Genomic DNA, 12,563 nt, shown 5'->3' with positions numbered 1-12,563 from the left:
TTACTCCTCCAAAAAATGGGTGACGACGCCTTGGACCTGGTGCCACTCTTGCTTTTTCGCTGCTAAAATCGTGCGGCCAATTCCGGTGAGATGGTAGTAAGTGCGCGGCCGGCCATACGAGAGTTCACCGGCATAGGCGTTCAGGGCGCCACTTTTGACCAGACGCGTTAGCGTTGAATACAACGTGGTTTCGCGCAAGGTGTAGGCGTCATTGGTGCCAGCGGTGATGGCTTTGCTGATCTCGAACCCGTACGAATCGCCGCGCGCGAGCACGGCCAAAATGATGGCATCGTTGTAGCCGCGCATGCTATCGCTTGAAATCACTGCCCTCACCTCCGATTACTCCACCTGATGAAGTAATCATAGCACGAACTGCCTGCTAGCGCTCTCGTGCTTGAGACCGATTCTGATTTGCAAGTGTCGATCAAACGGGGTAGGGTAAAAACATGTTTCGAGGAGGGATACCATGTTCAGTTATGCGGTTGATGATGAGATTGAATTGGCAATACCACGACCAGCGCTAGATGCACCAGCCTTGTTCAAGTTGCTCGAGGCTGACCGCTCAGTGCTTAGCCGGTATCTGCCTTGGGTCAGTCAGACCAAAACGGCGGCGGATGAGGAGCAAGCGCTCCGGCTATTCAATACGCATTTTGGCACTGGCCAATCGCTTATTTTAGTGGTGATGGTGGCCGGTGAGGTGGCGGGTATGATTAGCTTTAACGGTTTTGCGGCTAATCAAAGTGCCGACGTGGGTTACTGGCTTGGCGTTGCCTTCCGCGGCCGTAATGTGATGCATCGTGCAGTGGCGGGCTTGTGCGAGTTGGGCTTCGGCCAGTATGGGCTGAACAAGATTATCATCCGGGCCGCCGTCGATAATGCGGCTAGCAATGCCGTAGCGCGCAAGGCCGGCTTTCATTTAGATGGGACTTTGCGCGATGGCGAGCCGTAGCGGATGGCTTTCACGATGAAAACGAGTGGTCGCTGCTCAAACGGGAATGGGTAAGCGGGAATTAAGTCCATCAGTTGCCCTAACCAAAATGACCCGAATCACGTCAGCGTGATTTGGGTCATTTTTAGTTGGTTTAAGCCTCGACGAATTTGATGAAGTTGGTCATGCACGTATCGAGAAATTCAATATCCTTTTGGTCAGTTAACACGCCGTTAGCATCGAAGGCGTTCATCGCGTGGGCGAGCAGGAATTCATTGCCGGGCATGACGTGGGCGGCGATGCTCATTGAATCTAAGATTTGGCGCAGATGGCCTTGGGCGCGGACCGTCCCTAGTGGGCCTAACGCAGCGCCGACAATCATGACCTTTTTACCAGCCAAGGGATGTTCTACCCGCGAGCACCAATCGAGGGCATTTTTCAAAACCGCGGGAATACTGTGGTTATGCTCAGGGGTCGCGATAATGACCGCATCGGCCGCAGCGATCGCGGCGCGAAAGTCGACCACCGCTTGGGTGGGATGGTCTTCGTCATCCTGATTGAACATTGGTAGTTGCTTGGTTTCCAGCAAGGTCAGGTCGACCTGACTGGCGTAGCGCTGCTGCATGAACTTGAGCAACATCCGATTATGCGAACCTGAGTAATTATTTCCGACAATGCCAACTAACTTCACGCTAGTCACACTCCATTCTTTGCGTTGAATAGGTTATTATTCACGCAAAAATGGCAAAAGTGCAACCTTGAAGCTCGACTGGCTTATTTCTGCGGTAAGTCCTCATCCGCAATTGCGGCTAAGGTGTCCTTGGACGGAATGAAGAACACTTCACCACTGATCGGCGTCGAGAAGTCGAGCAAGCGGTCGGATTGGCTGAACATGTTATTCAGCATGCGCTTGGTGACGCTCCAGTGGCGGGCGTAACCGATGAAGTAGGTGCCTTTAACGTCCTTCGCCGCATCGGCAAACGGGACGTTCATGCGCACAATTTTGTGCTCGATGCCACCTTCGTTATCCTGCGAGGCGAGGTTGTGCGCATTCTTGAGCTTGTCTTCGTCGGCCAGTTCAATATCAGTGAACTTCTTGCGGCCAATTGCGGCTTCCTGCTGCTCGACCTTGAGCCGGTCCCAGGCTTTCATGTCATGCAGGTACTTCTGGGCAAAGGCGTAGGAACCATTGATGAAAGTTGGGTCCTCGTCGCCAATCACGGCGTATTCTGGGGTGTCCAAGGCACTAGGATTTTCAGTACCATCCACAAAGCCAATGATGGCGCGGCCTTCAAAATACCGGAAGCCGTGGGTTTCATCCAAGGTCTCAGTGGTATCACCGATAATGGTCATGATTTCTGACAGCAGTTCGTAAGGCACCGCTGAATTGCGCGCCCGCAGGTGGAAAAAGAGATCTGCTGGGGTGGCCGGGGCGGTGTGCTTAGGGCCTTCAATCGGGGCAAATTCCTCCAGCTCGGCTGGCACTTGGGCGGTCGGGAATAGGTAGTCCCAGGCCTGGCGCGAGAAGCCGAAAGCCACGGCGAGCCCGCTATCAGGATAGCGAATGGCCATGCTGTTGTTGAAGGCTGGCAGATGCTCGGCCAGATCCGTGATGGACGCCAGTTCTGCGGCGTGGTCTTGGTGCTTGAGGTTCATGGTGGCGAAGATGATGTTGTCCCCGGCGTCTTTATAAACATCTTGGACTTTGCGTAAATCGATTGGCATAACTTATCCCTCCAAATTAGAATCATTCTATTAATAATTTACCATAGATGGTGCGAATTTTGGGCGAATTTGCTCAAATAAGTTTTGCACAACATAAAATAACGGCCGCCTGCCAATCCCCGCGGCGTGGCTTGTTTACTGGCCGCGCTTTTGGTATCATGATTCGAATGCATATAGTAGAAAACAACAGTAAAGTGAGGTAGCGCAGTGCTTACAGTTTCCAACGTTTCCATGACGTTCTCGGATCGGACCTTGTATACCGATGTTAATTTGAAATTCACGCCGGGCAATTGCTACGGCATCATTGGCGCAAATGGCGCCGGGAAGTCAACGTTCCTGAAGATTTTGGAAGGGCGCCTCAAGCCGACTACTGGCAGCGTGAGCCTCGATCCGAACGAACGGATGAGCAGCTTGAAGCAGGACCATTTTGCCTTCGATGATCAGACGGTGATGAACACCGTGCTGCAGGGGTACACCCGGCTGTACGAAGTCATGACGGAAAAAGATGCACTTTACGCGAAATCTGACTTCTCCGAAGCTGATGGCAACCGCGCGGCGGCGCTGGAAGGCGAGTTCGCCGAAATGGACGGTTGGAACGCGGAAAGCGACGCCAGCCAGTTGCTCCAATCCCTGGGCATTGGCGAAGCAATGCACCAAACCTTGATGGCTGAGTTGCCAGAAGGTGAAAAAGTCAAAGTCCTCTTGGCGCAGGCGCTGTTTGGCAAGCCTGATGTCTTGCTGCTGGACGAACCGACGAACGGGCTGGATCCGCAGACCATCGACTGGCTGGAAGACTTTTTGGCCGACTATCAAAATACCGTGCTCGTCGTCAGCCATGACCGCCACTTCCTGAACGCGGTGTGCACGATGATGTGCGACGTGGACTTCGGCAAAATTGAGCTGTTCGTCGGCAACTACGACTTCTGGCTGGAAAGCTCCAAGCTGGCCCAACAACTGCGGAGCCAGCAAAACGCCAAGAAGGAAGAACAGATCAAGCAGCTGCAAGAATTTATCGCGCGCTTCTCGGCGAACGCGTCCAAGTCCAAGCAAGCGACCTCCCGGAAAAAGCAGCTGGACAAAATTACGCTGGATGACATCAAGCCGTCCTCGCGTAAGTACCCTTATATCAAGTTTGAACCGGAACGCGCCTTGGGCAATGACTTGCTGCGGGTGGAGAATGTCTCTAAGACCATCGATGGCGAAACCATTTTGTCCAATGTCTCCTTTATCCTGCGCCCTGGCGACAAGACCGCGTTCATTTCCCGTTCAGATGTGACGGCCAGTGTGCTGATGCAGATTTTGGCCGGCACGATGCAGCCAGATAGTGGTACCGTCACTTGGGGCGTGACCACTGCTCGCGCCAGCATGCCGCGTGACTTGAACCCAGAATTTGCCGACGACCGCTTGGACATTCTTGAATGGCTGCGGCAATTCGCCAGCAAGGAAGAAAGCGACAACACCTTCCTGCGCGGGTTCCTGGGCCAGATGCTGTTCCGTGGGGATGACGTGCTTAAGCAAACGCCTGTCATGTCAGGGGGCGAGAAGGTCCGGGCCTATCTGGCCAAAATGATGCTCAGCAAGGCCAATGTGCTGCTGCTGGATGATCCGACGAACCACCTGGATTTGGAAAGCATCACGGCCTTGAACGATGCGTTGATTGACTTCAAGGGGTCGCTCCTCTTCACCAGTCATGACCACCAGTTCATCCAGACCATTGCCAACCACATTATCGAAGTGGGACCAAAAGGCATCGTCGATCGCGCCGACACCACTTACGATGAGTTTATGGAGCATGACGTGGCGCAGGCTCAGGTTAACGACATTTATTAGCAAAAAATCACCCGTGATTCGTTGAGAATCACGGGTGATTTTGTCGAGATTTACAATTCAAACTGCGGGCCACTGCCGTAGATGACTTCCTCCAGCGGGCCAAAGTCGGTCTGAGTCTGCCTGTGATAGCCCGTTGCATGAAACCCTTGCCGCTTATAGAAGCGCCGCGCCGGCAGATTGTTTGTCTGCACGACTAAGTAAATCGAACTGAAGTCAGGTTCAAGCCGGGCCAGTGCACCTTGCAATAGCAGTTGCCCAATACCTTGGTGTTGCTGGGCCGGATGCACATAAATCGAGTACAACTCACCGGCGCCGGCAAAGTCCGCATCCCGCGCCGGTCCGAACGCGCAAACTCCAGCTAGCCGGTTATCGGCCAGTGCCAGTAGCGTCTTGTTTTCCCGCTTTTCTGGTTGCCACGTCGCCGGCGTCAGCTGGTCAAGATAGCCAGCAGGCACCAGATCGCGATACGCCACTTGCCAGGTGTCATAGTATAACTGGGCCACCGCGGCAAAGTCAGTGGCCGCGGTAGCAGGAACGATTTTGATCAATCTGATGCCTCTTTTCTGTTGCTTTAGCCGATTGTATCTTCAACACCTCTAGTAGCTGGTGACGAAAAATCTTCGTCCGACTCAAGGGGTTATTTTTGAATTAGGTCAAGGAAATACGTTCTTTCAAGAATGTGATGAATTGACCTATTTTTGTGTCGCATGGACTCTGCGTATAGTATCGCATAATGTGCTATAGATAGCGTCATGAAGGACACTATAAGGCATACATATGGCAGAGTCTCTGTCTACAATCAAAATTACCACATCTTTTGGGAGACTAAATACAGTAAGTGGGATTTGAAAGGAAATGTCGAGGTTGCGCTCGAGTGAATGATGTATGAAATCGCAGAGCAATGTGGTTTTAAAATCGACCACATGGAAATTGGTAAGGATGAACATATTCACTTGCTGGTGAGGGAACTACCAAAAACATCAGTAACCAAAATTGTGTGCAGGCCAAAAGCAATTTCACCACACCGCCGATTCGCGCAAGGTTCGGCACTACAAAAAAGTTGTTGGTGAGGAGGGGGATGTCCCATATGACCACGTAATTGTCATATAGCCAGCAATGAAAAGATGGGTCAGACAACAGCGGCCAGAGCAATCCATTGATGGCCAACGTTGAAGGTGGTGAAGATTAATGACGATGAAGACTTTTAAGCTGCGTATCTATCCAAATGTCACTCAACGGATTCAATTTGAGCGTAATTTTGGCATGTGCCGGTTCGTTTGGAATGAATTACTCAATATGCAGACCAAACGTCATGAAAATGGCGGTACGTACCTCAATGAATTTAAGATGAACTATTTACTCAAGCCACTCAAGCAGGAATATCCATGGCTAAAGGAAGCTGACTCAACCAGTCTTTTGGGTGTTAGCCACAATCTGCATCTAGCCTTTCAAAAGCTGTTCAAGGAACATGCCGGCTACCCTAGGTTCAAATCCAAGCGCTTTGCGCGCCACGCTTACCGGTCAAACGCTGTCAATGGAAATATTGCCGTTGTGGATGATACCCATATTCGGCTACCAAAGACCGGCGTGATTAGATTCCGAGCGGGGCAATTACCCGTTGGTAAGATTAAGACCGCTACGGTTATTCGGAGTAACGTGGGCAAGTATTACGTGTTGGTGGTCGCCGATGTTGAAAATGCCTCTTGGCATAAAACTGATGCGATGGTGGGCATTGACATGGGGATTACCGACCTTGCAATCACAAGTGACGGCATGAAGTACGCGACTAAGCGTTTCGACAAAGCAATGGCCAAGAAAAGCCACTACTGGGAGAAACGTCTCGCTCGTCGTCGCCGTCAGGCCGAACAAGAGATTGCTTGGGATAAGCATCTCAAGGTTCAAGCGCCACGTCAGTTATCCGACTTTAAGAACTACTTGAAGGCTAAGACAATGGTGGCAAAGTACAGCGAGAAAGTCGCTAACCAACGCCGCGATTACCTGCAGAAAATTAGCACTGAACTGGTGACTCAGTACGACGTGATTAAGCTAGAAGACCTGAAAATCAAGGGGCTTCTGCGTAATCATAACTTAGCGCGGGCAATCGCTAATCAAGCTTGGCGTGAATTAAGGCAAATGCTGGAATACAAGGCTGACTGGTACGATAAGAAAGTCATCGCCGTGTCACCAAACAAAACATCGCAGAGATGCTCGGTATGTGGATATGATGATGGCAAACACGAACTAGCTGTTCGAGAGTGGACGTGCCCACAATGCCATACTCACCATGACCGTGACATCAACGCGGCTAAAAATATTCTAGTGTCCTAGAAGCAAGCAATCAGGTCCGTTAGAATTTCTGGCACGGGACGTGCCTTGGTCAATAGCCGTAACCTCTGCACTGAAAGCTCGGTGCTGGATGTGTAAGTCAGCGGTGTTCCCAGAAGCCCGGTCATTTATGGCCGAGTAGTTCACTTCGCGAATTCTTAGCCTGAAGGCTTAAAGCAGTTGCTTCAGGTCCGCCGGGATTTGAAGGCGCGCGGCAATGGGGTCAAATTCAGGGCCGGGCTGAGGCGTGGTCCAGGTGGCCAGGGCGAAGGCGACCTTGGCATCATGCGCTGCCTGAGCATCGGTGGCGGTATCGCCAACGTAGACCGTATCCGCAACATCGCCACCCACGCGCTGCATGGCCAGCAAAATCGGATCCCCAAATGGTTTGTTGCGCTTGGCCTCACCAGCGCCCACAATGGTATCGAAGTAGTGACTGAACCCAAAACGCTGATCATCAATGCTGTATTGATCGCGATTTTTGGAGGTCACAATGCCAGTTTTGGCGCCAGTTGCGCGCAAAGCGACCAAGGTATCCTTCATGCCGGGGAACCAATCCACGTCATCGACAAAATCCAGCGAGTCTTGGGTCCATTCCTTGACCGCTGGGGCCACCGCGTCGCCTTCAAAACCAAGCCGGCCCATCGTGACGGTGGAAGGAATGCCATTGGAAAAGCGCAGCTCATCTAGGGTGAATTCTTGGCCATGCCGCCGCATCGTTTTTTGCAGGCCTAATAAGTACATCGTCACCGAATCTAGCAAGGTGCCATCGATATCAAAAATAAAAGTTTTCATTGTCACGCCCCCATTCCTTACTAGTATACTCGAAACCGCTGTCATCTAAAACGACAAGCCGTTGACAGTGGTAGGAACGAGTGTTTGGATTATAGGTAAAGGCTGTGGAGTGAGGCCGGTTTTAGTCGGATGAATAGCCTAGTTTGCCGCATTGAGGCTGCACTTTGGCCTCGAGGTGGTAAACGTAGCTATTCACTCCGACGTTGGCCTCACGCAACGCGACTATGAAGGCTGCGGAGCTGGGCGCACTTAGCCCGACTGGTAGCCTAGCTTGTGGCATTATCGCCGGTTTTTGGCGATGAGGCCGCAAGCGTAGCTAACTGCTCGGGCGTTGCCGAGGGGCGCAACTGCAGGCTGGGGCGTGGAACATTTCGCAGTCGCAACCGGACTTTTCCATCATTCATTCTTCAGGAGGTTTCTTATGCGGATCATGCATACCGCCGATTGGCATATCGGCAAACGACTTAACGCGTTCGACTTACAAGACGATCAAGAGGCGGTGTTCGAGCGCCTAGTGAAGGTCGCGCAGGATCAGCAGGTGGACGCCATCATGATTGCCGGCGACTTGTACGACCGGGCACTGCCGAACGAAACAGCGGTCACCATGGTCAATGGCATGTTGCACCGGCTCAACCGCGAACTGGGGTATCCGCTCTTAGTGATTTCGGGGAACCATGATTCGGCGGTGCGGCTAGGCACTGGGCGGGAATGGTATGATGCCACGCAGCTTTATTTGAACACGGAACTGGCTCAAGCCTTTACGCCAGTCGAATTGGGGGATGTGCAGTTCTTCCTGCTGCCGTATTTTGAACCGGTGGCGGCGCGGCTGTATTTTCATGATGATAGTTTGACCAATATCAACAAGGCCATGCACAGGGTGGCGGCTGCGCTGGAAGAAAAATTCGATCCAGCGAAAAAACATGTGCTGATTGCCCACTTTTTTGCGGCCGGGAGTAAGCATTCCGAATCCGAGACCCTCGTCAACGTGGGCGGCCTAGATGCGGTGAGTGTCGACGACCTGCAAGCCTTTGACTATGTGGCACTGGGCCATTTGCACAATCGCAAGGCCCTGAATGAGCCCAAAGTGCAATACAGCGGCTCGCTGCTCAAGTATTCCGTGTCGGAAGTGACCCAGGAGAAAGGGGTCTACATTCTTGATACCGACACGATGAATCGGCAGTTTGTCAGTTTGGCGCCGCTTCATGAACTTCAGCAGCTCACAGGTAGCTTCAAGGAATTCTCCGATCCCGATCATTTTTCTGCCGCCGAGCGTGATGCATACACCGCCATCAGCTTGACGGATGTTGAGGTGATTCCCAATGTCATGGCCAGCCTGCGCCAGGTCTTTCCGCGCATCATTGAGTTGAAAAGGGAGCAGCATGTCCAACTGGAAACAGCCACGCAAACCAATGTCAAACTTGGGCCGATGCCGCTACTGGCGGATTTTTATCAGCAAGTCACTGGTAGCGACCTCACGCCCGAACAGGAAACTTGGGCCAAGGCGGCGTTAGCTGAAGCCAGTCGCAGTGAGTTGGGCCAAGAATAGGAGGCGCCGTGATGCAACTACTTGATTTACACATGCAGTATTTTGGCCCATATCGCGATGAAACCGTCGACTTTGCCAGCTTCGCCCAGACGCCGCTGTTTTTGATCAGTGGCAAAACCGGCAGCGGCAAAACCACGATTTTTGATGCGCTGGTGTTTGCGTTGTATGGTGATACCTCGGGGGACGATCGCACCGGGGATGAAATGCGGGCCAATTTTGCCAGCGCCGACGAGAAAACCCGGGTGACCTTACGCTTCACGCATGGCGGCAAGACTTACGAAATCTGGCGTGAGCCGGCGCAAGAGCTGGCGAAAAAGCGCGGCAACGGCACCACCACCACGACCATGAATGTGTGCCTGACGGTGTTCGAGGACGGCAAAGAAACCGCTCTGTGGACCAAAAAGCGCGATGTGGCGCCGCGGATTGCTGACCTGCTGCATCTGGATGCCGATCAGTTCCGCCAAATCGTGATTCTCCCGCAAGGTAAGTTTCGGCAGTTCCTTGATGCTAACAGTGATGATAAAGGCGCGCTGTTGCAGCATCTGTTCGGCACCAGCTTGTACGCCCGCTGGCAAACCACGTTGAAAACTAAGGCCAAGCAAAAGCAAACTGCGGTGGCCAAACAGACGGCGCGCCTGCAAACCTTAGCGTCGCAGTTTCAATTTGAAGACCCAGCGCCGGCGCCAGAAACGCCGCTGCCGGAGCAAATTAAGGCCATGACGGCAACGATTGATGCTTTAACGGTCAAATACACTGCCGCGGCCGCAGCGTTAAAAACGGCAAAGGCGGCCTACGAAACCGCCAACCAGGCGTACCAGAAGGGGGTCAGTTTGCAACAGGCCTTTCAGCAGCAAACCACCGCACAGGCAGCCCTAGCCGCACTGGACGCGCAGGCCCCGGCACTGGCTGAGCAGCAAAAGCAGCGAACCAAGCTGCAATGGGTGCAGACGCATCGCAGCGATTATGACCACTTGCAACAGGCCCAGGCCGATCTGACTCGGTTGAATGAGCGCATTAAGCAAACCCTGGCGGCGCAAACGCAGGCCAATGCCGCATTGGCCGCCGCCACCGCCACTGCGGACCAGCTGGCCAGCCAGCAAGCAACCATGACCGCCCAGCAAAAGCGGGCCGATCAGCTGGCTACGCTGCAACCGCAGCTTGAACAGGTGGCAACGCTGCAGGCCGCTGAGGTTAAAGCCAAGGCGGCCGATCAGCTGGCCCAAACTAAGCTGCAACAGGCCAGCACCCAGGTGACTGCCACCAATGAGGCGTTGACCGCGACGCAAGTAGCCTTGAACGCCCTCGTCAGCGATGATCAGCAGCCAGCCCTCCAAGCCGCCAGCGAGCGCCTAGCTGCCCAAACGCCGGTTTACCAGCAGTGGCAAAGCACCAACCAAGAGCTGGCGCAAACCCAAACCCAGCTGGTAGCGGCCACGACGCAGGCCCAAACGACCAAGCACGCGGCTGAGGCGGCCAGTGCCCATTACACGGCGCTTCATGACGCCCAGCTCAACAATCAGATTGCGGCCCTAGCGGCGCAGCTTTCCCCTGATGCGCCGTGTCCGGTTTGCGGGAGCACGACGCACCCTCATCCTGCCACCACTGCCGTCGCGGTGGTCACGGCAGAAGCCGTTGATGCTGCTGATCAAAAGCGCCAGCAGGCTCAAAAGCAAGCCACCGCGGCGCAGGCCGAAGCAACGCAATTAGCCGCGCAAGTGACCAAGTTGACGGCGCAGCAGGCGGAGTTGGCTGCGCAGCTTAGCGCAGACGGTGCAGTCGAAGCCGCCTACCAACAGCTCACGAGCCAAGTGGCCACCCTCAAGCAAGCAGTGGCGACCGCGACGGCCAAGCGCAATCAGTTGGAGCAGCAACAAGCCACCCAGGCGCAGGCCTTGACGGCGGCGCAAGCCTCTCAAACCGCAGCGCAGACTCAAGCCCATCAGGCGGAAACCGCGGCAGCGAGCGCGCAGGCGGCTTTGACCACGGCGCAAGCGGCACTGCCCGCCAATGCCCCAGCCTTGGCGGATTTGAAGCAAGAACACCAAACAATCACGGCTGAACTTGACCGGTATGCCCAAGCCCAAAAGGATAATCAGGCCGCCCTGAGCACCGCCAAAGAAGCTGCAGCTGAGCATAAAGCCACGCTGGCCAGCCAGCAAAGCCAGCGGCAGCAGGAACAAACGACCGCCGCCCAGGCGCAATTGGCTTTTGCTGAGACCAAAACGGCAGCCTTGGGCGCGGAGCGCCCATTTTCCGACTGGTTGAAGCAATTGCCGGATCTAGTTCAGCTGGAGAATGCCCTTGCCACCGCCAAAACGCAGCGTGACCAGCAAACCGCCCTCCTGGAACAAGCAGCGCGCGTCATCAACGGCCAAGCCCAGCCTGACATGGAGGCCTTACAAACTGCCCGGCAAGCCGCGGCAACTGCCCAAGACCAGGCGCAAACGACGGCCTTCACGCTTGATCAAAAACTGATACGAGATCAGGAATTGCATGGCACCATCAGCAAGGATTTTGCCAGCAATCAAACCGCGTTGGACGAGGCAGTGGCCTGGGACAATTTGGCGCAGGTGTTGTCCGGCACCAACTCGCGGAAGTTAAGCCTCGAACGCTTCGTGCTGCGGGCGTACCTGGCCGAGGTGCTGAAGGTGGCCAATGTCCGGCTGGCCAAGTTAACAGCTGGCCGCTATCAATTCGTGCTCCACGACGAACCAGGGAGCTATCGCAATGACTCAGGCCTTGAAATCGATGTGTATGATGACCAGGTCGGCCAAACCCGGTCGGTGCACACGCTATCCGGCGGTGAAAGCTTCATTGCGGCCCTGAGCCTTGCCCTGGCACTAGGCGAAGTCATTCAACAAGAGGCTGGCGGCGTCTCCATTGATGCGTTATTCGTCGATGAAGGCTTCGGCTCTTTGGATATGGGCAGTCTGAATGTGGCGATGGAAGCCTTGGAAAGTATTGAAGGCCAGGCGCGCATGATTGGCATCATCAGTCACGTCGCTGAGCTTCAAGAAACCGTGCCTGATCAGCTGCAAGTCACCGCCGATGGCAATGGCCAGAGTCATCTGAAAGCCGTGCACGCGGACCGCTAATGCTTAGCACTTGAAATCGTAATGTGCTAACGCCGGCAAAAAGTGTTATCATATGTCTGTCGAGAGATGAAATGCCCTCAACTCTATTTCAAAGAAAAAGAGGCGAGAATGATGGCAGGAAAACTCAGTAAGCAGGAACGCAAGGCGTTGATCCAAGAAGCAGAGAAGAAACGCGCTGAGCACCCGGCAAAGAAGACCGAGTCAGGGTTTGCCACAATCGACAAAGAAGCCGAGAAGCTTGAGAATGAACACTAGTTTCTTCATTCGCACTGACTCTGTTCAAAACCAAAAAACCGCCCCGCAGCTTGGCTGTAGCGCG

At 54.0% G+C, this 12,563-nt stretch carries 11 protein-coding genes and 1 pseudogene; 7 read left to right on the top strand and 5 right to left on the bottom strand.

Annotated elements, in window-relative coordinates; all coding sequences use genetic code 11:
• Window positions 1–324: a PadR family transcriptional regulator gene (locus tag EKM90_RS05500; protein ID WP_125580500.1), complete on the bottom strand. Its 324-nt coding sequence runs from the start codon at window positions 322–324 to the stop codon at window positions 1–3.
• A 142-nt stretch (window positions 325–466) separates the two neighbouring features.
• Between EKM90_RS05500 and EKM90_RS05495 the strand changes: the two are divergent.
• Window positions 467–1,014: pseudogene (locus tag EKM90_RS05495) on the top strand (GNAT family N-acetyltransferase).
• Between the two features lie 68 nt (window positions 1,015–1,082).
• On the opposite strand, the gene EKM90_RS05490 reads toward EKM90_RS05495, so the two are convergent.
• Both EKM90_RS05490 and EKM90_RS05485 read right to left on the bottom strand, forming a co-directional pair.
• Window positions 1,083–1,619 carry an NADPH-dependent FMN reductase gene (locus EKM90_RS05490; RefSeq protein WP_125580498.1) on the bottom strand — a complete coding sequence of 179 codons (537 nt, stop codon included), beginning with the start codon at window positions 1,617–1,619 and terminating at the stop codon, window positions 1,083–1,085.
• Window positions 1,620–1,702: 83 nt separating this feature from the next.
• The gene (locus EKM90_RS05485) at window positions 1,703–2,653 is read right to left on the bottom strand and encodes a Dyp-type peroxidase (protein WP_125580496.1); all 951 of its coding nucleotides are present in this window, start codon (window positions 2,651–2,653) and stop codon (window positions 1,703–1,705) included.
• 207 nt (window positions 2,654–2,860) lie between these two features.
• Here EKM90_RS05485 and EKM90_RS05480 point away from each other — a divergent pair, with 207 nt between their 5' ends.
• Window positions 2,861–4,483, top strand: a complete 1,623-nt coding sequence (locus EKM90_RS05480) for an ABC-F family ATP-binding cassette domain-containing protein (RefSeq protein WP_164507872.1) — start codon at window positions 2,861–2,863, stop codon at window positions 4,481–4,483.
• 50 nt (window positions 4,484–4,533) lie between these two features.
• Here EKM90_RS05480 and EKM90_RS05475 read toward each other — a convergent pair whose 3' ends face one another.
• On the bottom strand, window positions 4,534–5,031 hold the full coding sequence (locus EKM90_RS05475; RefSeq protein WP_225422731.1) for a GNAT family N-acetyltransferase: 498 nt from the start codon (window positions 5,029–5,031) through the stop codon (window positions 4,534–4,536).
• Between the two features lie 330 nt (window positions 5,032–5,361).
• Between EKM90_RS05475 and EKM90_RS05470 the strand changes: the two genes are divergently transcribed.
• The gene (locus EKM90_RS05470; protein WP_125580492.1) at window positions 5,362–5,553 is read left to right on the top strand and encodes a transposase; all 192 of its coding nucleotides are present in this window, start codon (window positions 5,362–5,364) and stop codon (window positions 5,551–5,553) included.
• Window positions 5,554–5,671: 118 nt separating this feature from the next.
• Window positions 5,672–6,811, top strand: coding sequence for an RNA-guided endonuclease TnpB family protein (locus tag EKM90_RS05465; RefSeq protein ID WP_125580491.1), 1,140 nt, complete (start codon window positions 5,672–5,674; stop codon window positions 6,809–6,811).
• Window positions 6,812–6,979: 168 nt separating this feature from the next.
• Here the strand turns inward: EKM90_RS05465 and EKM90_RS05460 are convergent, their stop codons facing one another.
• The gene (locus tag EKM90_RS05460) at window positions 6,980–7,603 is read right to left on the bottom strand and encodes an HAD family hydrolase (RefSeq protein ID WP_164507871.1); all 624 of its coding nucleotides are present in this window, start codon (window positions 7,601–7,603) and stop codon (window positions 6,980–6,982) included.
• 421 nt (window positions 7,604–8,024) lie between these two features.
• Between EKM90_RS05460 and EKM90_RS05455 the strand changes: the two genes are divergently transcribed.
• The 3 genes from EKM90_RS05455 (at window position 8,025) to EKM90_RS12780 (ending at window position 12,499) form a co-directional block, all read left to right on the top strand.
• Window positions 8,025–9,149: an exonuclease SbcCD subunit D gene (locus EKM90_RS05455; RefSeq protein WP_125580486.1), complete on the top strand. Its 1,125-nt coding sequence runs from the start codon at window positions 8,025–8,027 to the stop codon at window positions 9,147–9,149.
• Between the two features lie 11 nt (window positions 9,150–9,160).
• Complete coding sequence (locus EKM90_RS05450) at window positions 9,161–12,244, top strand: AAA family ATPase (protein WP_125580484.1); 3,084 nt, start codon at window positions 9,161–9,163, stop codon at window positions 12,242–12,244.
• 111 nt (window positions 12,245–12,355) lie between these two features.
• Window positions 12,356–12,499 carry a hypothetical protein gene (locus EKM90_RS12780; protein ID WP_164507870.1) on the top strand — a complete coding sequence of 48 codons (144 nt, stop codon included), beginning with the start codon at window positions 12,356–12,358 and terminating at the stop codon, window positions 12,497–12,499.
• The last annotated feature ends 64 nt before the right edge of the window (window positions 12,500–12,563 follow it).

The sequence above is a fragment of the Lacticaseibacillus suibinensis genome (assembly GCF_003946175.1).
GTDB lineage: Bacteria > Bacillota > Bacilli > Lactobacillales > Lactobacillaceae > Lacticaseibacillus > Lacticaseibacillus suibinensis.
The sequence above is the reverse complement of the archived record's forward strand: the minus strand, read 5'-3'. Positions and strand labels throughout refer to the sequence as shown.

Bases quoted from the DNA above. Each gene is read 5' to 3' on its own strand.
- EKM90_RS05465 (WP_125580491.1), top strand. From the start codon at position 5,672: ATGACGATGAAGACTTTTAAGCTGCGTATCTATCCAAATGTCACTCAA.
- EKM90_RS05470 (WP_125580492.1), top strand. From the start codon at position 5,362: ATGATGTATGAAATCGCAGAGCAATGTGGTTTTAAAATCGACCACATG.
- EKM90_RS05485 (WP_125580496.1), bottom strand. From the start codon at position 2,653: ATGCCAATCGATTTACGCAAAGTCCAAGATGTTTATAAAGACGCCGGG.
- EKM90_RS05455 (WP_125580486.1), top strand. From the start codon at position 8,025: ATGCGGATCATGCATACCGCCGATTGGCATATCGGCAAACGACTTAAC.
- EKM90_RS05460 (WP_164507871.1), bottom strand. From the start codon at position 7,603: ATGAAAACTTTTATTTTTGATATCGATGGCACCTTGCTAGATTCGGTG.
- EKM90_RS12780 (WP_164507870.1), top strand. From the start codon at position 12,356: ATGGCAGGAAAACTCAGTAAGCAGGAACGCAAGGCGTTGATCCAAGAA.
- EKM90_RS05450 (WP_125580484.1), top strand. From the start codon at position 9,161: ATGCAACTACTTGATTTACACATGCAGTATTTTGGCCCATATCGCGAT.